The sequence below is a fragment of the Aneurinibacillus thermoaerophilus genome (assembly GCF_019603355.1).
GTDB classification, from domain to species: Bacteria; Bacillota; Bacilli; order Aneurinibacillales; family Aneurinibacillaceae; genus Aneurinibacillus; species Aneurinibacillus thermoaerophilus.
This window is the reverse complement of sequence record NZ_CP080764.1, coordinates 3,398,416-3,418,495: the sequence shown is the minus strand read 5'-3', so window position 1 is coordinate 3,418,495 and position 20,080 is coordinate 3,398,416. Positions and strand designations below refer to the sequence as shown.

Sequence of the window (20,080 nt, the reverse complement as noted above, 5' to 3'; positions counted from 1 at the left end):
AAAGGGGTGAATGAGAAGATGGAACACTACTCTCCAACCTTTGAGTTTTTGGGTATGACATTTGATATTCCTGTCATGCTTATGACTGTTTTGACTGCTGTCCTTGTATTTATTGTCGTTATGATTAGTACCAGAAACATGACGTCGGGCGTACCGAGAGGATGGCAAAACTTCTTTGAATGGGTCATTGATTTCGTTCGTGGAATTGCTGGCCAATTTATGGACGCAAAGACTAGCACCAAGTTTGTAACGCTAGCCTTAACTCTTTTCTTGTACATTTTTATCGGGAACCAGCTGGGGGTCATGGCCAACTTCAGCGTGCTGTATACTGAACCGAATCCGGCCCTGGGTATCACTCAGGAGGTCATCAATGAACATGGCCATGAAGTTGTACATGACGGACAAACGGTAAAAGGTGTAACTGTGAACTGGTTCAAGTCACCGACCGCTTCTCCGAGCGTAACGTTCGGTTTGGCACTGATGGTGCTTCTCTACGCGCACTATCTGGGCATCAAGAAAGACCCGGCAGGTTATGTGAAACACTGGTTCCAACCGCATCCTTTGATGTTTATCCTGCATGTTATGGAAGAATTTATTATCAAGCCATTGACGCTCCCGCTCCGTCTTTTCGGTAACATTTTCGCGGGTGAGGTTCTGATTGCTTTTCTGCTTGCAGGTTCCGTTGCGGTTGTCAGCCTTCCGCTTATCGTTTGGTTAGGTTATTCCTTATTTGTTGGCACTATTCAGGCGTATATCTTTACAACATTAACTCTAGTGTACATTTCCCAAAAAGTTGTGGATGAACACTAATCTTTACTTTTGTTAATGAACCCTTTTAATCTTATAAAAATGCATGTTTTGATAATTTGCTGAGGAGGGAAATCATAATGGATTTCGCAATTGCATTAGGTTTAATTTTTGGTCTGGCCGCTGTTGGCGCAGGTATTGGTAACGGTCTTGTAGTTTCTCGTACTATTGAAGGTGTTGCTCGTCAACCGGAAGCACGCGGTGGTCTGATGGGTCTGATGTTCCTTGGTCTTGGTCTGGTAGAGGCGGTTCCGATTATCGCAGTTGCTATCGGTTTCATGCTGTTCGGACGTCTCGGCTAATAGGTAAAGAAAACGTTCAGCAATTGGATATTTTTATCGGGGCGAGGGCCGTTATCCTTCGCCTTCCTTTTGTACCTAAGTGAATTCTCCTGCTACAGGAAAGGAGTTGACGGACTGTGTTACCTCAATTAGGCACGCTGCTATTCCAAGTGGTTGTGTTTTTAATTCTTCTGGCGCTTGTTTCCAGGTTTGCAATGAAGCCGGCAATGTCGGTACTGCAAAAACGCCAGGAACATATCGAAGGACAAATCGCGGCTGCTGAGAAAGCGAATGCGGAAGCGCAAGCCCTTTTAAAACAGCAGCAGGCTGAACTTAAAAAGGTGCGTGAAGAAGCGCAGAGCATTTTAGAAACGAAGAAAAAGCAAGCGGAGGACGAAGCGGAGCAAATCATCGCCGCAGCTCAAGAGCGCGCGGAGCGCATGGTTGAAGAGGCGAAGCTGGAAATCAACCGCGAAAAGGAAAAAGCGCTTGCTTCTGTACGTGATCAAGTAGCGGGTCTTTCCGTGCTTCTTGCTTCTAAAATTATTGAAAAAGAAATGTCGCAAGCAGAACAGCAAGATACGATTGAACAGTTTATGAGACAGGTGGGCGGTCAAGTATGAGTGCTGTTGCAAAGCGCTATGCCCGCGCCCTCTATGAAGTAGCCAGTGAAAAACAGGCAGTCGAAACAATGGAAAACGAACTTATCCAGATTACGGATATCATTAAAGGAAATGATGAGTTGAACATGCTTTTGGCTCATCCGAAAGTGACAGCCGATGAAAAGAAGGAAATGGTGAATGCTTTGTTTGCCGGTAAAATTTCTGACATCGCGCTGAACTTTGTTCATATTCTTATTGAGCGGGGACGTGAAGACGAACTGAACGACGTCCTCAAGCACTTCACGGAGCTCTCCAACGAGGCGCGCGGCATTGCTGACGCGACAGTCACTACCGCAAAACCGTTGACAGAAGCTGAAGTGCAAAAGATCGCTGAACAATTCGGACAAAAATTAAATAAAAAGCTGCGTGTAACGACAAAGGTCGATCCTTCCATTATCGGCGGCATGATTGTTCGCATCGGTGACCGCCTCTATGATGGTAGCATCAAAGGAAAGCTGGCTCGCTTTACGCAGCAAATTAAGCAAGCCCAAGTATGATAGATAGGGGTGAACCATAAGGTGAGTGCAATCAGACCAGATGAAATTAGCTCTCTGATTAAACAACAGATTGAAAAATATAAATCTGACATCCAGGTTGTGGATGTGGGCACTGTTATCCAGGTTGGTGACGGTATCGCGCGCGTTCATGGTTTGCAAAACGTTATGGCCGGTGAGCTCGTTGAGTTCCAGAACGGTGTAATGGGGCTGGCGCAAAACCTTGAAGAAGATAATGTAGGTGTCGTTATCCTTGGTCCGTATACAGAAATCCGTGAAGGCGACGAAGTAAAGCGCACAGGTCGCATCATGGAGGTTCCGGTAGGAGAAGCGCTGCTCGGCCGCGTTGTGAATCCGCTCGGTCAGCCGCTGGATGGTCTGGGCCCGATTGAAACAACTGAATTCCGTCCGATCGAAAGCCCGGCGCCCGGCGTTATGGCACGTAAATCCGTACATGAGCCGCTGCAAACAGGTATCAAAGCGATCGACGCGATGATCCCGATCGGCCGTGGTCAGCGTGAGTTGATTATCGGTGACCGCCAAACGGGTAAAACAGCCATCGCTTTAGATACAATCATTAACCAAAAAGGCAATGGCATGATTTGTATCTATGTCGCAATCGGCCAGAAGCAATCCACGGTTGCAGGTGTGGTGGAAACGCTCCGCCAGCATGGCGCCCTTGAATATACGATCGTTGTATCGGCTACAGCGTCCGATCCGGCTCCGCTGCTTTATCTTGCTCCGTACGCGGGCGTAGCGATGGGCGAGTACTTCATGTATAAAGGCGGACATGTACTGTGTGTTTATGACGACCTTTCCAAACAGGCAGCAGCATACCGCGAACTTTCGCTGTTGCTTCGTCGTCCGCCGGGTCGTGAAGCGTATCCGGGTGACGTATTCTATTTGCACAGCCGCTTACTGGAGCGCGCAGCTAAGTTGAGCGACGATCTTGGCGGCGGTTCTCTGACTGCGCTGCCGTTCATTGAAACACAGGCAGGTGACGTATCTGCATACATTCCTACGAACGTAATTTCGATTACGGATGGTCAAATTTTCCTTGAATCGAACCTGTTCCACTCCGGTCAACGTCCGGCGGTTAACACAGGTATCTCAGTATCGCGTGTAGGTGGTGCCGCGCAAATTAAAGCAATGAAGAAAGTTGCCGGTTCTCTGAAGCTTGACATGGCGCAATACCGCGAGCTGCAAGCGTTCGCCCAGTTCGGTTCTGACCTTGACAAAGCAACGCAAGCGCGTCTGGCGCGCGGTGAGCGCACGGCTGAAATTCTGAAGCAAGGTCAGTTCGAACCGATGCCGGTTGAGAAGCAAGTTGTTTCTATTTATGCGGTTACGCGCGGCTTCATGGACGACATTCCGGTAGCAGACGTACGCCGCTTTGAAAAAGAACTGCTTGCTTATATCGAACATAACAAAAAAGAAATCTTCGACACGATTGTGAACACGAAAGAGTTACCACCAGAAGATCAATTGAACGCAGCCATTGAAGAGTTCAAGAAGACGTTCGTAACTTCTGAGTAATTCGTATGTTGTATAAACGAAAGAAGCTTTATTTAGATGAAGGATAAAGGTGGTGAACAATCGTGGCCGGAGGAGGACTTCGTGAAATCAAGTCGCGCATTAAGAGTGTGCAGAATACGCGGCAAATTACAAAGGCGATGAAGATGGTCGCTGCCGCGAAATTGCGTCGCGCCCAGGAAAGAGCGGAAGCCGCTCGTCCTTACGCGGAAAAAATGCGCGAAGTAGTAATGAGTATTGCGGCTGGTACGTCAGGAGCGAAGCATCCAATGCTTGAAAGTCGTCCCGTAAAGAAGACGGGTTATGTAGTCATTACGTCTGACCGGGGGCTGGCGGGCGGATACAACGCCAACGTTCTTCGTCTCGTAGCGCGTACCATCGCCGAACGGCATAACAGCAAAGATGAATACACGATCATCGCATTGGGGCGTAAAGGTCGTGACTTCTTTAAAAAACGCGGATATCCGCTTGCGGACGAGTTCGTGAATCTGTCCGATTCTCCGACGTTTGCTGACATTAAAAGCATAGCACGCAATGCTGTTCAATTGTTTGCCGACGGAAAAATTGACGAGTTATACCTTGTATACAATAAGTTTGTCAGCGCGATTCAGCAGGTGCCGACGGAACTGCGTCTTTTGCCGCTTGCTGAGATCGAGAAGGTAGAAGGTACGCCGACATATGATTTTGAACCGTCTGCAGACGAAGTGCTTGCCGACCTGTTGCCGAAATATGCGGAAACCCTTATCTTCAGCGCGCTGCTGGACGCTAAGGCGAGCGAGCAAGGGGCCCGTATGACCGCAATGGGCAACGCAACGGATAACGCTACAGATATGATTGAACGCCTGACACTGTTTTATAACCGTGCCCGCCAGGCGGCGATCACACAGGAAATCGCCGAAATCGTAGGCGGAGCGAGCGCGCTCGAATAAGCTTCGATGCGTTAGATAGGAGGGAAACAGATGAGCAAGGGACGCGTACTTCAGGTTATGGGTCCGGTCGTAGATATTCAGTTCGAACGCGGACACCTGCCTGAGATTTATAACGCTATTAAAATTAACGAAACACTCGATAACGGCAAGGTTATCGATCTTACTTTGGAAGTAGCTCTTCACCTAGGAGACAATACTGTTCGTACGGTTGCTATGTCTTCCACTGACGGCTTGGTTCGTGGAATGGAAGCGGTAGACACAGGCAAAGCGATTTCTGTGCCGGTAGGACCGAAAGTGCTGGGTCGTGTATTTAACGTGCTTGGAGAGCCAATCGACCTGAAAGAAGCGCCAAAGGATGTTGAATATTATCCGATTCACCGCGCAGCGCCGTCGTTTGAAGAACAATCCACAGCCGATGAAATGCTCGAAACAGGTATTAAGGTTGTAGATTTGCTTGCGCCATACGCAAAAGGTGGTAAAATCGGTCTGTTCGGTGGTGCCGGCGTAGGTAAAACGGTATTGATTCAGGAGCTTATTAACAACATCGCCCAGGAGCACGGCGGTTACTCGATCTTTGCGGGCGTAGGCGAACGTACCCGTGAAGGTAACGATCTGTACCACGAGATGGTAGATTCCGGGGTTATCGATAAAACATCCATGGTGTTCGGCCAGATGAACGAGCCGCCGGGAGCGCGTCTGCGCGTAGCGCTGACAGGTTTGACCATGGCGGAATACTTCCGCGATGTAGAAGGACGTGACGTACTTTTATTCATTGACAATATCTTCCGTTTCACGCAGGCAGGTTCCGAGGTATCCGCGCTGCTTGGGCGTATGCCTTCTGCGGTAGGTTACCAGCCGACGCTGGCTACGGAGATGGGGCAACTGCAAGAGCGTATCACATCTACGAAGAAAGGTTCCGTAACGTCTATCCAAGCGATTTACGTACCGGCGGACGACTACACCGACCCGGCACCGGCAACAACGTTTGCGCACTTGGATGCGACAACGAACCTTGACCGCGGTATTTCCGAGCTTGGTATTTATCCTGCGGTAGACCCGCTGGCGTCCACTTCTCGGATTCTGACTCCTGCCGTTGTAGGTCAGGAACATTACGAAGTAGCGCGCGGCGTTCAGGCTATCCTGCAACGTTATAAAGAACTGCAAGACATTATTGCCATCCTCGGTATGGACGAATTGTCTGATGAAGATAAAACGATCGTAGGACGCGCACGCAGAATTCAGCGCTTCCTGTCCCAGCCGTTCCACGTTGCTGAACAGTTCACAGGCTTCCCGGGCAAATATGTTCCGGTTAAAGAAACGGTTCGTAGCTTCAAAGAAATTCTGGAAGGTAAACACGACGATCTTCCGGAAGCAGCGTTCCTGTATGTAGGAACAATCGAAGAAGCGGTTGAGAAAGCTAAGAAAATGTAGTGGTTCAACCCTGATAATGGGGAGGGTTTCGTAAATGAATACAATCGCAGTCGAAATCGTCACTCCAGAACGGGTTGTCTACCGCGGCGATGCTCGCATTGTTGTAGCCAGAGGTGTTGAAGGGGATTTGGGTATTTTGCCGAATCACATTCCGATGGTTACACCGCTTAAGATTGCTCCGGTTCTGGTAAAGAAGCACGAAGGCGAAGACGACAAAATCGCAGTGAGCGGCGGCATTATGGAGGTACGCAGGGATAAAGTCACCATTCTTGCGGAAACGGCCGAGCTTCCTGATGAGATTGACGTAGACCGCGCAAGAGCGGCAAAGGAGCGCGCAGAGCGCCGCCTCGCTGAAAACGAGAGAGAAGACATTGACTTTAAACGTGCACAGTTGGCGCTGCAACGCGCCATGACGCGTTTAGATGTTGCCGGAAAATAATATGCTAATTCTATGAAGGAAAAGCTCCTCCATAAGTTTCGGAGGAGCTTTTTTCATGTCTAAGACTAAAGTTTGCATCGTATGTTATAATGAAGGAAAGACAAACAAAGCAAAGTTAGCTAGGCAGATTGTGCTCTTTGATAATATGCTCGAGCAATTTTTCGCAGGAGCGGCGGATAATGGTGTACGTTTCAAGGAACGCTTCATCACCGCGCGCCCATGGATCGGGAACGTCACCGGGGCCTTCAGGATCAAATTCGCGAAGCAGGTGCAAGTTTCCGTTTACTGCGCCCAAACATCGAATGTTGCTTTGGTTGGAAGCATCCATAGCAATGACATAATCCCACTGGGTCAAATCTTTTGTGGTAAACTGCCGGGCGAATTGTCCGGCCAGCGAAATCCCGTGTTTTTCCGCGACGCGTCTGGAACCTGGATCCGGCAATTTTCCAACATGATAACTCGCAGTGCCTGCCGAGTCGATGACGAAGTAATCCTCAATTCCTTTTTCTCTCACCAGATGCCGGAATACTCCTTCTCCCAGTGGAGAGCGGCATATATTTCCTAAACAGACGAAGATGACGCCTATTTTCTTTGTCTCCAAAAGAATCACTTCCTTATCTATAAAATTTCGTTACCATTATACCAAACGGCGCAGTTCCCAATATATCATAAGCTTTGAAATTCCACTATTAGACAGTACCTGTACCATTTGATATAATTGTATGGAGTTTTCATCTATTTAAAGTTTTTAATCAATGATTTATAAAAAATTCATAATTTAGGGTAGGGGGGAAAAGTATGGCGACAGTATACATGAATAATTATCTGATTGTTGCTATTTTTCTCTTTTTGGGTATTCTCTTGCCCGTGGGTGCGCTTACATTGGCGCGTTTTCTGCGCCCTAGCAATCCGACGGAGGAAAAGAGAAAAACTTATGAGAGCGGGGTGGAGCCGGTAGGGTCAAGCTGGGTACAATTTAACGTTAAATACTACATTTTCGCTCTTTTGTTCGTAGTGTTTGACGTAGAAACGGTTTTCTTATATCCTTGGGCGGTCGCCTATGACAGCCTTGGGTTATTCGCACTGGTCGAAATGGTTATTTTTATTGTGCTGCTTGTAATAGGGTTAATCTATGCCTGGAAGAAGAAGGTGTTAGAATGGAACTGAACTTGGAGGACATCAGTCTGGAAGAACGCAAAGAGCTTGAACGCAATGTTTTTTTCAGTACGTTTGAACAGTTAAAGGCTTGGGCCCGCAGCAACTCCATTTGGCCGTTAACATTCGGTCTGGCTTGTTGTGCGATCGAGATGATGGGCACAGGCGGTGCCAACTGGGATACGGATCGTTTTGGCGTGTTCTACCGGGCTTCACCGCGTCAGGCTGACTGTATGATTGTCTCTGGTACCGTTACAAAGAAAATGGCTCCACTTGTGCGCCGTTTATACGACCAGATGGCTGAGCCAAAATGGGTGATTGCCATGGGGTCATGCGCTACAGCCGGAGGGCCATATGTGCATTCTTATGCCGTAGTGAAGGGCGTGGATCAGATCATCCCGGTTGATGTGTATATTCCGGGTTGCCCGCCGAGCCCGCCTGCGCTTATTTACGGCATTAACAAACTACAAGAGAAGATTAGATACGAAGCAAAGACGGGGAAGAGGGTGACCGGTGAATGAGTGAAGAGAAGAAGAAGCCGACACCGGAAGAAAAAGCGAAAGCCGCTGCTGCAGCCAAAGCTGCTGCGGAGGCAAAGCGCAAACGCATGGAAGCGGAAGGAGCGGGAGGAAAAGCCGCTGAAGGGGACGCAGATGCAATTGCTAAGGCGAAGGCCGCTGCCGCTGCCAAAGCGAAAGCCGCCGCCGCAGCCGCGGCCAAGGCAAAGGCAGCAGGTACAACGGGCAGAGCAGAAGCGGACGAAGGCTCCAAAAAGCCGTCTCCAAAGCAGCCGGTACTTGATAAGATTGTGAAAGTTATAACAGAAAACTTTGGTGCCGATGTGCTTGAGGATTCGTACATTAACGAGTTGAGCGAGCATATGCCAACCTTAATCGTCAAGAAAGAGAAATGGCATGACGTAGCTCGCTTGCTGCATGACCATGAAGAACTGGCATTCGATTATTTATCTTTAAGTCTTGGCGTGGATTATGAAACGTATATGGAGTCGATTGTGTACCTTTATTCCTACAAACAGCGGTACAATGTATGCGTAAAGGTAAAACTGGCTCGGGATAACCCAAAAGTCGCATCTGTTATGGATATTTGGGCAGGCGCCGATTGGTTTGAGCGCGAGACGTATGATTTGCTTGGCATTACATACGAAGGTCACGCCAACTTGAAGCGTATTCTGCTCCCGGATAACTGGGTAGGACATCCGCTTCGCAAAGATTATGTACAATATGACGAGGAGGTGTGAGGAGGTGGGCACCAAGTCGGGAATCAGAACCGAAGAAATGCTGCTCAATGTAGGTCCTCAACACCCGAGTACGCACGGGGTGTTTCGTCTGATTGTCAAAATTGATGGGGAAACAATTACGGGGGCGACTCCGGTGATCGGGTATTTGCACCGCGGTACGGAAAAGCTGGCAGAAAACTTGAATTACACCCAAATCATTCCTTATACAGATCGGATGGACTATTTGTCCGCGATGACCAATAACTATATGATGGTGCATACAGTGGAGACGCTCATGGGGCTGGAAATTCCCGAGCGTGCCGAATATCTGCGCGTAATCGTGATGGAATTGCAGCGCATCGCCAGTCATATGGTATGGTTTGGCACATACTTGCTCGACATCGGGGCGTTAAGCCCATTTTTGTACGCGTTCGCGGACCGAGAGCGAATTCTTGCCCTTTTCAACGAATTGTGCGGCGCCCGCCTTACGTATAACTACATGCGTGTCGGCGGTGTGAAATGGGACGCGCCGGAAGGCTGGATTGATAAAGTGAAAGAGTTCGTTTCATACATGCGCGGACAACTGGAAGGTTACCATCAGCTTGTCAGCGGAAATGAGGTCTTCTTAAACCGTTTGAAAGGCATTGGTGTGATTACGCAGGAAGAGGCGATCAATTATTCGCTAAGTGGTGTGTTGCTTCGCTCCACTGGCGTGAAATGGGACTTGCGCAAAGATGCTCCCTATTCTATTTATGATCGGTTTGATTTTGAAGTGCCGACCGAGACGGCGGGCGATTGCTATGCCCGTTATAAGCTCCGCTTACGGGAGATGGAAGAATCTCTAAAAATCGTTGAGCAAGCGGCTGAGCAATTCCCGGCTGACGGCGAGATCATGGCGAAAGTTCCGCGCGTCATTCGTACGCCGCAGGGAGAGGCGTTCACTCGAATTGAATCGCCGCGCGGAGAGATTGGCTGTTATATCGCCAGCAACGGCAAAGATAAGCCGTACCGGATAAAGTTCCGCCGACCGTCTTTCGCGAACCTGCAGATTCTTCCGAAACTGCTGATAGGCAAAAACATTGCCGATATGGTGGCGATTCTCGGAAGCATTGATATTGTGCTAGGGGAGGTAGACGGCTGATGGGCGCTTATCTAGAACAGAGCCTGGGATGGCAGAACGGCTTTATTTTTGTTTTGTCTGCGGTCATTCTTCTGGCTATCGTACTTGGATTTGTAACGTATTCTATCTATTTTCAGCGTAAAATTCTTGGCTGGATGCAGCTTCGTATTGGTCCAAACCGGGTTGGTCCCTTCGGCCTTCTGCAAACGGTTGCCGACGTGCTAAAACTTTTGTTAAAAGAAGATATCATTCCGAAAGCGGCGGACAAACCGCTCTTTATTCTCGCCCCGGTGCTTGCATTTATGCCTGCGTTCGCTGTGCTGGCGGTGATGCCGTTTACCGAATCGCTTCATTTCGCCGATTTAGGTGTCGGACTACTGTATTATATTGCAATTTCCGGTATTACAGTGCTGGGGGTTGTTACAGGTGGGTGGGCATCCAATAACAAATGGGCGCTCATTGGCGCCATGCGTTCCGCGGCGCAGATGATTAGCTACGAAATTCCGCTCGTCCTGTCTGTCGTCGGCGTTATTCTTATGACCGGCAGTCTCAACTTGATTGATATTGTTGAGAAGCAAAAGGAAATGGGTATGTGGTTTTTTATTCCACAGTTTTTAGGGTTTGTGATTTTCATCATCGCGCAGCTTGCGGAGTTAAGCCGGACACCGTTCGACTTAACGGAGGCAGAATCGGAACTTATTTCCGGTTATCATGTTGAGTATAGCGGCTTCCGTTGGGCTTTCTTCATGTTGGCCGAGTATGTGTACATTTTTGCGATGGCATCGCTGACAACAGTATTGTTTTTAGGTGGATGGTTGCCGCCGTTTGAATTCCTCGGATTTATTCCGGGCATCGTTTGGTTCGCCATCAAGTTTTGCGCTATTGTCTTCTTTATTTTCTGGTTACAGGCGACATTCCCGCGGATGCGCGTTGACCAGCTTATGCAGATGGGGTGGAAAGTACTGTTGCCGCTTGCGCTTGTCAATATTTTAATCACCGCGGTGTTAAAAACAGTGCTATAAAAGAGGTGATATTATGCTAGGCTTTGCCAAGGGGATGGCTTACACATTTAAACAGATGACCAAAAAGAAAGTGACCCATATGTATCCGGACCAGGAAATGGTGTGGCCGGAACGGTTTCGCGGCATTCAGCATTTCTCACCTGATAAGTGCATTGTGTGCAATCAGTGCGCCCGGATTTGTCCGACAGACTGCATTAATCTTGTCGGGAAAAAAAGCGATGATCCGAACAAAAAAGGAAAAGTCATTGATACGTACGATATTAACTTTGAAATCTGTATTCTGTGCGATCTTTGCACGGAAGTGTGTCCGACTGAGGCGATTGTGATGACAACCAACTTTGAGCTTGCAGCGTATAGCCGTGACGAGTTGTTCAAGAACCTCAAGTGGCTGGACGCTAATAATACGAATGTACGGGGAGGGAACGCATAGATGAGCGGAGAATTCATCGCTTTTTTTGTTCTCGCCTTGTTGACCATCGGGGGAGCGGTTTTTATGATTAGCTTTACCCGGGTTGTGCATATGGTAGTGGCGCTGGCGTTTACGTTTTTAGGTATTGCTGGGCTTTACGTGCTGCTGGAAGCCGAATTTGTCGGTGTGACGCAAGTGTTGGTGTACTCCGGGGCGATTTCTATTTTGATGCTGTTCGGTATTATGTTAACACGCCATGATGCGACGGAAGTAACAGAGAGAAAAGGGCCTTTTAAATACATTGCGTTTGCTGGGATCGCCGTGTTTTTTATCGTTGCATTCTTAGGTATTCAAAGCGCACATTGGGGCGATCAGCAGGCCGATTTCACAAAGCAGAACAATGTGAAAGAAATTGGAATTCAGTTATTTACCCATTACGTCATTCCGTTTGAAGCTGTCTCTGTTCTTTTGCTGGTCGCGCTTGTAGGAGCCATTATCTTGGCTAAGAAGGAGGCGGAGGACGAATGAGTATACCGGTTACTTCATATTTGCTGGTTGCGTTAATTCTTTTCTGCATCGGGTTGTATGGCGCGCTGACCAAGCGGAACGCCGTTATTGTGTTGTTGTCGATCGAGCTTATGCTAAATGCGGTCAATATTAACCTTGTCGCGTTTGCCAAGTATGGCATGTTTCCAAATATTTCAGGGCAGATTTTCTCGTTGTTCACCATTACGGTAGCAGCAGCCGAGGCGGCAGTAGGGCTGGCCATTCTCATTTCCCTGTACCGTAACCGTAATACTGTACAGGTTGATGAGATGGATTTGATGAAGCGATAGAATGGAAAAAGGACTGGTGAATATGGATATGATAGCGAATGCCTGGCTCATACCGCTCTTCCCGCTTATAGCTTTCGTGCTGCTTGTGGCTTTTGGTCGTCAATGGAAAGAAAGAGCGGCGTACGTCGGGATTCTGGCGACAGCTGCGTCGTTTGTGTTCGCCCTTCTGGTTTTTTTTGAGCGGTTTGTCGAGGGAGCCACAGATTATATCAATACAGATTTTCATTGGTTAACATTTGCCGGGGAGAAAATTACAATGGGCTTTGAGGTAAACCAGCTGAACGCAATGATGCTGGTTGTTGTCACACTCGTTAGTATGCTGGTTCACATTTATTCTCGCGGCTATATGCGCGGCGATGAACGTTTTCCGGTGTTTTATCAGTATCTTGCCCTTTTTACATTCTCCATGCTGGGCGTAGTGCTTTCGCCGAACATTCTTCAGCTGTACATATTCTGGGAGCTTGTCGGAGTATGTTCATTCTTGCTTGTAGGTTTTTATTTTTATAAACCGGAAGCGAGAGCGGCGGCGAAGAAGGCGTTTATCGTGACACGTATTGGAGACGTTGGGCTATTTATTGCGCTTGCGCTTATTTTTTGGTGGGTTGGCAGTTTCGATTACAGCGAAATTTTCAATAAGATCGCGGCGGGCGCCATTGAAGAATGGAAACTTACATTGCTTGGCATTTTGATTTTTGTCGGTGCGGTTGGTAAATCCGGTCAATTCCCGCTTCATACGTGGTTGCCGGACGCGATGGAAGGTCCGACGCCTGTCAGCGCGTTAATTCACGCCGCGACAATGGTGGCAGCAGGTGTGTATTTGGTGGCGCGGATGTATGATTTGTACCTCGCCTCGCCGGTAGCAACGGAGGTTGTCGCTTATATAGGCGGCTTTACCGCAATCTTTGCCGCTTCTATAGGTTTGACGCAAAGGGATATTAAACGCGTGCTCGCATATTCTACCGTGAGCCAGCTTGGTTACATGATGCTGGCGCTTGGCGCGGCGAGCGCGGCCGGCTATGTGGCAGGGACATTTCACCTGATGACGCACGCTTTCTTTAAAGCTCTATTATTCCTTGCGGCGGGCAGTGTGATTCACGCCGTGCATACGCAGGATATTTTTGAAATGGGCGGCCTATGGAAGAAAATGCGCATTACAGGTCCCGTCTTTTTGGTCGGTTGTCTTGCTATCGCCGGTATCCCACCTTTTGCCGGCTTTTGGTCCAAGGAAGAAATTCTCGTGGCAACGCTGGATTCCGGGCATATTGACTTGTTTGTCGTTGCGCTGATCGCTGCTTCGTTTACGGCGTTTTACATGTTCCGCCTCTTTTTCCTGACATTCGGTGGGCAGTCGAGGGGCGGAAGTCAGGCGCATGAATCACCCGGCGTTATGACGTTGCCAATGATTGTGCTGGCTGTGCTAGCTGTTATTGCTGGATTTATTAATACGCCATGGAAACCTGTCCTGGGAGAATGGTTGACGGAAGATATGACCGCGTTTCATGGTGGTACGCACGGTGCTGGATGGGTAACGATTGTGGCAATTGCGGTGTCTGTTGCAGGTATTGCGCTGGCCTGGATGATGTACGGCAGGGGCAAAATGCCGGCGGAAGGTACAGGTGGCGTGCTGTACCGGGTATCGTTCCGCAAATACTACATGGATGAAATATACGATACCGTATTTGTAAAACCGTTGCGCGCGATCGGAAAAGGACTCCATATATTTGACGTATGGGTTATTGATGGACTCGTGCGTCTCATTGCCGCGTTTACAAGGGGAATCGGCGGTGTGGGCGCAAGAATGCAAAACGGACAAATCCAGACATATGGAGCAATCGCCTTTATCGGGCTCGTGCTTCTAATTGTTGGTTTAACAATAGCAGGGGGGTATGTTGGGCAATGGCGAACTATTTTCTTATAATCCTAACATTTTCACCACTTTTGGGTGTGCTGTTGCTCGCTTTTATCCCGAAAAGCCTGCCTGGCACAGTCAAAGCGATCGGGATTCTGGCGACGCTCGTTCCGCTTGTGCTGACTTTCATGCTGTATGCTAACTTTAACTTGGTAGCGGAAGGCATGCAATTGTCACAGCAATGGAACTGGATTCGCATTCCGATCGGCGAACAGGCAATTCCGATTACATTTGAGGTCGGGGTGGACGGTCTGTCCATGCCATTGCTTGTACTGACGACTGTCATTAGTACAATGGCAGCGGTAGCGGCACTGAGCATTAATAAGCGCTGGAAAGAGTTTTACATTTTATTTCTAATCGTTGAGATGGGAATGCTTGGTGTCTTCTCTTCAACGAATCTGTTTCAGTTTTTTATCTTTTTTGAGTTTACTATTATTCCGCTATTCTTTATGATGGGAATTTGGGGATACATGGATCGAGAGAGGGCGGCCATGAAGTTCCTCCTTTATAACGGCGTAGGCTCGGCGATTATGCTTATCGTATTCGTAACGCTGTTTATTCTTGTAGGTACGTTGAGCATGGAAGAGATTAGGCAACTGTTAACCGATCCGATGTCGCCGCGTAATGTGCCCAATCTGCCAGGCTATATTCCGGATTCTATTCGTTTCGGCCTGTTCTTGGCCTTGCTGATTGCGTTTGCGATTAAGATTCCTGTCGTTCCGTTCCATACATGGATGCTTAAAGCGTACCAGGAAGCGCATCCGGCGGTCATTATGATTTCTTCCGGCGTGCTTATTAAAATTGGTGGCTACGCGCTTATTCGTATGAACGCAGCATTTTTCCCTGAGTGGATGAATCAACTGTCCACTCTTATCGCAGTATTGGGCGTGATTAATATTTTGTACGGCGCCGTACTTGCGCTTGTGCAGGATGAACTCAAGCAGATGCTGGCATACTCCAGCGTAAGCCATATGGGAATTATGTTGCTTGGTCTTGCCGCCACGAATCTTCAGGGCTTTCAGGGCGCGGTTTTCCAAATGGTATCGCATGGTCTTATCGCAGCCCTCATGTTTTATATGGTGTCGCTTGTGCATGAACGTACGGGCACAAGCAATATTCGTGAGCTGGGCGGGCTTGCGAAATCAATGCCGATGATCAGCGGGGTTTTATTGACCGCTATGATGGCTTCAGCTGGTCTGCCAGGTATGTCCGGATTTATTAGTGAATTTCTTTCCTTTGTCGGCTTGTTCGGCGTAAAGCCGGTGATCGCTGCTGTTGGCGCCCTCGGTCTTATCCTGACGGCAGCGTACTTACTGCGCGCGATACTTGGAACAACGTTTGGCCCTATTCAGCAGAAGCATGAGTCGCTGTCTGACGCACAGGCGATTGAAGTTGTTCCGATGGTTGTTCTGTTAAGCTTGGTTATCTTAATCGGTGTATATCCTGCCGTACTAAGCGAACCGCTGCAGACAACGCTGCAAAATATCGTGCCAAGGATAGGAGGGTAAAAGCCGATGAGTAGTGTTAGTAAATGGGGGAACCTTGCTCAATACGATTGGTCGGTGATGAGCCCTGAATTTATTATACTGGGTGTCGCTACGCTCCTCTCGCTGCTTGATTTATTCATGAATAAAAAAGCCGACCGGCGCATTCTCGCCTGGATTGGATTTTTGGGAATCATCGTTGCGGGATATTTTGTAGTACGAAACACCGGCCAAAATGTTGTATCTATTCTTAACGATATGTACCGTGTGGATGGGTTCGCCAATGCGTTCAAGTTGCTTTTCTTAAGCGGTGTAGCCTTTGTGTTTCTTATTTCGCTTACCTATATCGATGAAAGTAAAAACATAAGATATTCAGGTGAATACTATTATTTAATTCTGACCGCCTTACTTGGCGCGATGCTGATGGCTTCTTCTTCCGACTTAATTACGTTGTTTGTAGGGCTTGAGCTTCTTTCGATTTCTTCCTATATTTTGGTCGGAACAAGAAAACAGCACATCCATTCCAATGAATCGGCGTTTAAATACGTTATTTCCGGTGGCATTGCATCGGCGATTACGTTGTATGGCATGTCATTTATCTACGGATTGACAGGCTCAACGAATCTGTATGTGATTGCTGAACGGTTATCGAGCGTCTTTTATGATGGCTTCGACTTTTTGGTTTATTTCTCGTTTTTCTTAATGTTTGTCGGCTTCGCGTTCAAAATATCTGTGGTGCCGTATCATATGTGGGCGCCCGACGTATATCAGGGAGCGCCGACGCCGATTGCTGCGTTTCTATCGGTTGTTTCCAAAGCGGCTGGCTTTGCGATTGTCTTGCGTGTTTTCCTCATTAGCTTTGGCAGTTTAGTTAGCTTTGACATGGAGACGGGTCAGCAAGGTTCCGTGCTGGTGAATACGCTTAGTGTTTACATTGCAATTGTTGCTGCGGCATCCATGATTATCGGCAATACGCTGGCCATGCGTCAGGTGAATATAAAGCGGATGATGGCTTATTCGGGCATTGCTCAGGCTGGCTATCTGCTTGTACCATTTGCTACGTTAACGGTGCTGATGTTTGAGCAAACAATGTTCTATTTGGTTGCATACTTGTTCGCCAATATGGGGGCGTTTGCGATTATTATGCTCGTGAATCGCGATCAGAAAACGGAAGATTTAAAATCATTCGCGGGTTTGTATCATCGGGCGCCGTGGATGGCTATTGCCATGACATTCTTCCTGCTTTCGCTTGCTGGTCTCCCGATTACGGCTGGATTCTTCGGCAAGTTTTACATTTTCATGAGCGCCATTGTGCACAGTAGTTACTGGCTGGCAGGTATTATGCTCGCGACCAGCGTAGTGTCTTACTATTATTATTTTGGTGTGATTCGCCAGATGTATATGCGTCCAGGCAAAACGGAAGCTCCTTTGAAAGTTCCGGCTTCCATTGGTTTGGTTGTATTGATTGCGCTTGTTGGCACAGTTGCAGCTGGCATTATGCCAGATCCGGTCATGCAATATATTCACCATAAGTTTCCGCTGCAACAAATGTTTCAACCTGGTGGGCAGTGAATAGAGAATAAGTCATTGAAGAATGTTCCTCTATGCTTATTGTGATACAATAAGCGGGGGACATTTTTTTTTCGTTGCCTTTTTTCATGTGGAGCGTGTGGGGCGGAGGGAGAGAAAGAGCGGCAACGCCTGTGAGTTTGTTTATTATAATTATATCAAGGAAGTGAGACGAACATGGCAGTAGCAGGAATGATCAACATTTTACTGTCGCTTGTGTGCATTGGCTTGAGTTTCTGGGCGCTACAGGCGTTTCGGTTTGATCTGTTTGTGGCAAATCCGAAAGGCGCGCGCGCCAAGTTGCTGCAAATTTTTTTGTCCATCTTTATCGGGCATGGTGTTGCGTCTTTTTTCACCGACTATTTCGGCTGGACACAGTTGCTTCGTCAATTTTTCTAAACATTTGACAGTATAGGGTTCCCGTTTTTCGCGCAGACTGAGTAGTAAAACAAGAGAAACGGGAGAGGAAAATATATGAGAATGACGGAAGTATGGAAATATATCGGGGTAGCGGGAATTTTTATGTTATTTTTGCTACTGGCGTACCCTGTATTAGCGGGGATGTCTGTATCTTTAGCATCACGAGAAGCGATTGCTAAGCGGGCTTTTTCCGATGCGGAGACATTGCTTGCGGCTGTTGAAAGCACAGGCGCATCCATTCGTGAGGTACAGATACGATATAAGCAGGTCGGCCTTCGTTTTCAAGATGAGCAGGACGTGGAGCTTTTTTTGCAAGCCATTGCCAGACAGGTCGGTTTAGTATCTTGGAGGGAAGAGCAGCGGGACGACGGCGTGCGTATATACCGTGGTGAGCGAAAGAGCAATGAAGACATTGAACTAATTGCATATGTGAGCGTGTATGTTTCCGCGCAGGGGAAAGACATGCACGGTAATTTGGGGCTAACGTTCCGGGGTAAAGAAAACCAGGTACGGGTCATGAAGCACATGATCGCGGAATATATGCAAATTCCTGCAAATAGTTCTGAGCTACCGCAAATTATCTCTTGTGTTAGGGGAATTTATAATGGTAAACTGGAAAATGACTTGCAAAAGAAGAAAGTCAGACAAATACTGGCTTTTCTCGACGGAACAATGGTTGAAAGCTTGGAAGAAGAAACGGTCCTTAGCTATTCAGTTTATTCGCCCCTATTTAATACAGCTATTAAAACAAACCATCGCTCCATGAACTTGCAAGTTGCAACCCATTATGATAAAAACAATCAAGAAACGATGATAATAGCAGGAATACCAATTATTACAGTGGAATACTAGCATAGGACGCGGGGGGAAATGTAACGTGGACAAGATTATTATCCGCGGTGGACGACGTCTATCGGGAAAAGTACGGGTACACGGCGCAAAAAATGCCGTATTGCCCATCATTGCAGCATCGATTCTGGCAGAAGAGGGAGTAAGTGTCATTCATGACGTTCCTGGACTGGATGATGTTTATACAATTAGCGAAGTGATTCGTGCACTGAATGTAGATGTAAAATACGACAGTAAAGCTGAAGTATTGAAAGTAGATGCGAAGAATTTATCAGAAGTGGAGGCGCCGTACGAATGGGTTCGTAAAATGCGCGCTTCTTTCCTTGTTATGGGCTCGCTTTTAGCCCGAAAAGGGAAAGCGAAGATTCCGCTTCCGGGTGGCTGCGCGATTGGTTCGCGTGGCATTGACCAGCATTTGAAAGGCTTCGAAGCCATGGGCGCAAAGGTGGAAATCGGTCAGGGTTACATTTTTGCCAGTACGGATGGCCGCCTGAAAGGTACGAAAATTTATCTGGATATTCCGAGCGTTGGAGCCACGGAAAATATTATGATGGCAGCGACGCTTGCGGAGGGTACCACGATTATCGAAAACGTGGCGCAGGAGCCGGAAATTGTCGACCTGGCGAATTATCTGAATGCGATGGGCGCACGCGTACGTGGAGCGGGAACGGATACGATTCGCATTGATGGTGTGGAGCGCTTGACTGGTGCCGTACATACTGTAATTCCTGACCGGATTGAAGCCGGCACGTTTATGGTGGCGGCTGCGATTACGCGTGGCGATGTGTTTGTCGAGAACGCCATCGCCGATCATTTAAAACCAGTTGTAGCAAAAATGCGCGAAATGGGCGTCATTATTGATGAACTGGAAAACGGTGTCCGCGTGTACTGCGGCCCGGAACTGAAATGTGTCGATGTCAAAACGTTGCCGCACCCTGGCTTCCCTACTGATATGCAAGCACAGTTTATGGCGATGATGCTGTCCGCCAAAGGTACCAGCATGATTACCGAGACGGTATTCGAGAATCGTTTCATGCATGTCGACGAATTTAAGCGTATGGGTGCCAATATCAGGATTGAAGGGCGTACCTCAATCATAAACGGCGAGGCGCGCTTGACGGGTGCGAAAGTAAAAGCGACTGATCTGCGGGCCGGGGCGGCGCTCATTCTTGCCGGACTTATCGCGGAAGGTGAGACAGAAGTGACGGAACTGCACCATATTGACCGCGGATATGTGGATATCGTAGGCAAGCTTCGCGCGCTGGGCGCGGATATTGAGCGCCACAGCACACCGGTTGTGCAGCTTGTAAAGGATGAAGTGAGCGAAGGAATAGCTATGGCTGCTTCTTCTACAAAAGCGTCCCTTGCCTAAGCGCATTTTTGTACTTATTTGATTCTGGTTTTATTGGAGAAAAGAAGTCCCTTGAAAGTTCACAGTTTTCAAGGGATTTTTTTATCTAAAAACAGGAGAGGAGGAGTGTGAATAATAGGGAA

23 protein-coding genes are annotated in these 20,080 nt (G+C 48.0%); 22 read left to right on the top strand and 1 reads right to left on the bottom strand.

All coding sequences use genetic code 11. The features are described 5' to 3' along the window. Window positions 1-18: 18 nt before the first annotated feature. From atpB to K3F53_RS17490, 8 genes are all read left to right on the top strand, one after another. The gene (gene atpB, locus K3F53_RS17525) at window positions 19-810 is read left to right on the top strand and encodes a F0F1 ATP synthase subunit A (protein WP_246615661.1); all 792 of its coding nucleotides are present in this window, start codon (window positions 19-21) and stop codon (window positions 808-810) included. Between the two features lie 77 nt (window positions 811-887). Then, a complete protein-coding gene (gene atpE / locus K3F53_RS17520; protein ID WP_043067557.1) occupies window positions 888-1,109 on the top strand; it encodes a F0F1 ATP synthase subunit C in 222 nt (73 codons plus the stop codon). Window positions 1,110-1,225: 116 nt separating this feature from the next. After that, window positions 1,226-1,711, top strand: a complete 486-nt coding sequence (gene atpF, locus K3F53_RS17515) for a F0F1 ATP synthase subunit B (RefSeq protein WP_057897405.1) — start codon at window positions 1,226-1,228, stop codon at window positions 1,709-1,711. Next, window positions 1,708-2,247 carry a F0F1 ATP synthase subunit delta gene (locus K3F53_RS17510; RefSeq protein WP_057897406.1) on the top strand — a complete coding sequence of 180 codons (540 nt, stop codon included), beginning with the start codon at window positions 1,708-1,710 and terminating at the stop codon, window positions 2,245-2,247. The genes atpF and K3F53_RS17510 overlap by 4 nt, the downstream gene beginning before the upstream one ends. A 21-nt stretch (window positions 2,248-2,268) precedes the next feature. Continuing rightward, a complete protein-coding gene (atpA, locus tag K3F53_RS17505; protein WP_057897407.1) occupies window positions 2,269-3,780 on the top strand; it encodes a F0F1 ATP synthase subunit alpha in 1,512 nt (503 codons plus the stop codon). A 62-nt stretch (window positions 3,781-3,842) separates the two neighbouring features. After that, complete coding sequence (atpG, locus tag K3F53_RS17500) at window positions 3,843-4,706, top strand: ATP synthase F1 subunit gamma (RefSeq protein ID WP_057897408.1); 864 nt, start codon at window positions 3,843-3,845, stop codon at window positions 4,704-4,706. A gap of 30 nt (window positions 4,707-4,736) precedes the next feature. Then, a complete protein-coding gene (gene atpD / locus K3F53_RS17495; RefSeq protein ID WP_057897409.1) occupies window positions 4,737-6,137 on the top strand; it encodes a F0F1 ATP synthase subunit beta in 1,401 nt (466 codons plus the stop codon). Between the two features lie 34 nt (window positions 6,138-6,171). Beyond that, complete coding sequence (locus K3F53_RS17490) at window positions 6,172-6,576, top strand: F0F1 ATP synthase subunit epsilon (protein ID WP_057897410.1); 405 nt, start codon at window positions 6,172-6,174, stop codon at window positions 6,574-6,576. Window positions 6,577-6,691: 115 nt separating this feature from the next. Here K3F53_RS17490 and K3F53_RS17485 read toward each other — a convergent pair whose 3' ends face one another. Beyond that, the gene (locus tag K3F53_RS17485; protein WP_236781941.1) at window positions 6,692-7,186 is read right to left on the bottom strand and encodes a low molecular weight protein-tyrosine-phosphatase; all 495 of its coding nucleotides are present in this window, start codon (window positions 7,184-7,186) and stop codon (window positions 6,692-6,694) included. 188 nt (window positions 7,187-7,374) lie between these two features. Here K3F53_RS17485 and K3F53_RS17480 point away from each other — a divergent pair, with 188 nt between their 5' ends. From K3F53_RS17480 to murA, 14 genes are all read left to right on the top strand, one after another. Then, window positions 7,375-7,743, top strand: coding sequence for an NADH-quinone oxidoreductase subunit A (locus K3F53_RS17480; RefSeq protein WP_057897412.1), 369 nt, complete (start codon window positions 7,375-7,377; stop codon window positions 7,741-7,743). Further along, a complete protein-coding gene (locus K3F53_RS17475; RefSeq protein ID WP_057897413.1) occupies window positions 7,734-8,252 on the top strand; it encodes a NuoB/complex I 20 kDa subunit family protein in 519 nt (172 codons plus the stop codon). The genes K3F53_RS17480 and K3F53_RS17475 overlap by 10 nt, the downstream gene beginning before the upstream one ends. Next, window positions 8,249-8,989 (top strand): NADH-quinone oxidoreductase subunit C, encoded by a 741-nt coding sequence (locus K3F53_RS19725; RefSeq protein WP_220559189.1) that lies wholly within the window; start codon window positions 8,249-8,251, stop codon window positions 8,987-8,989. Before K3F53_RS17475 ends, K3F53_RS19725 begins: the two co-directional genes overlap by 4 nt. Window positions 8,990-9,026: 37 nt before the next feature. Then, complete coding sequence (locus tag K3F53_RS17465) at window positions 9,027-10,109, top strand: NADH-quinone oxidoreductase subunit D (protein ID WP_236781999.1); 1,083 nt, start codon at window positions 9,027-9,029, stop codon at window positions 10,107-10,109. Then, entirely contained in the window at window positions 10,109-11,110 is a 1,002-nt protein-coding gene (nuoH, locus tag K3F53_RS17460) for an NADH-quinone oxidoreductase subunit NuoH (protein WP_057897416.1), read from the top strand. Before K3F53_RS17465 ends, nuoH begins: the two co-directional genes overlap by 1 nt. 13 nt (window positions 11,111-11,123) lie before the next feature. After that, the gene (gene nuoI, locus K3F53_RS17455; RefSeq protein WP_057897417.1) at window positions 11,124-11,540 is read left to right on the top strand and encodes an NADH-quinone oxidoreductase subunit NuoI; all 417 of its coding nucleotides are present in this window, start codon (window positions 11,124-11,126) and stop codon (window positions 11,538-11,540) included. Beyond that, a complete protein-coding gene (locus tag K3F53_RS17450; protein ID WP_057897418.1) occupies window positions 11,541-12,047 on the top strand; it encodes an NADH-quinone oxidoreductase subunit J in 507 nt (168 codons plus the stop codon). Then, window positions 12,044-12,355: an NADH-quinone oxidoreductase subunit NuoK gene (nuoK, locus tag K3F53_RS17445; RefSeq protein WP_057897419.1), complete on the top strand. Its 312-nt coding sequence runs from the start codon at window positions 12,044-12,046 to the stop codon at window positions 12,353-12,355. The genes K3F53_RS17450 and nuoK overlap by 4 nt, the downstream gene beginning before the upstream one ends. Before the next feature lies 1 nt (window position 12,356). Beyond that, window positions 12,357-14,273, top strand: a complete 1,917-nt coding sequence (gene nuoL / locus K3F53_RS17440; protein ID WP_408863263.1) for an NADH-quinone oxidoreductase subunit L — start codon at window positions 12,357-12,359, stop codon at window positions 14,271-14,273. After that, complete coding sequence (locus K3F53_RS17435; protein WP_057897420.1) at window positions 14,252-15,772, top strand: complex I subunit 4 family protein; 1,521 nt, start codon at window positions 14,252-14,254, stop codon at window positions 15,770-15,772. The genes nuoL and K3F53_RS17435 overlap by 22 nt, the downstream gene beginning before the upstream one ends. A 6-nt stretch (window positions 15,773-15,778) precedes the next feature. Beyond that, entirely contained in the window at window positions 15,779-17,320 is a 1,542-nt protein-coding gene (gene nuoN / locus K3F53_RS17430; protein WP_057897421.1) for an NADH-quinone oxidoreductase subunit NuoN, read from the top strand. Between the two features lie 174 nt (window positions 17,321-17,494). Then, on the top strand, window positions 17,495-17,716 hold the full coding sequence (locus tag K3F53_RS17425; protein ID WP_057897422.1) for a DUF1146 family protein: 222 nt from the start codon (window positions 17,495-17,497) through the stop codon (window positions 17,714-17,716). A 75-nt stretch (window positions 17,717-17,791) separates the two neighbouring features. Further along, window positions 17,792-18,589, top strand: a complete 798-nt coding sequence (locus K3F53_RS17420) for a YwmB family TATA-box binding protein (RefSeq protein ID WP_057897423.1) — start codon at window positions 17,792-17,794, stop codon at window positions 18,587-18,589. A 25-nt stretch (window positions 18,590-18,614) separates the two neighbouring features. After that, the gene (gene murA / locus K3F53_RS17415; RefSeq protein WP_057897424.1) at window positions 18,615-19,958 is read left to right on the top strand and encodes a UDP-N-acetylglucosamine 1-carboxyvinyltransferase; all 1,344 of its coding nucleotides are present in this window, start codon (window positions 18,615-18,617) and stop codon (window positions 19,956-19,958) included. The last annotated feature ends 122 nt before the right edge of the window (window positions 19,959-20,080 follow it).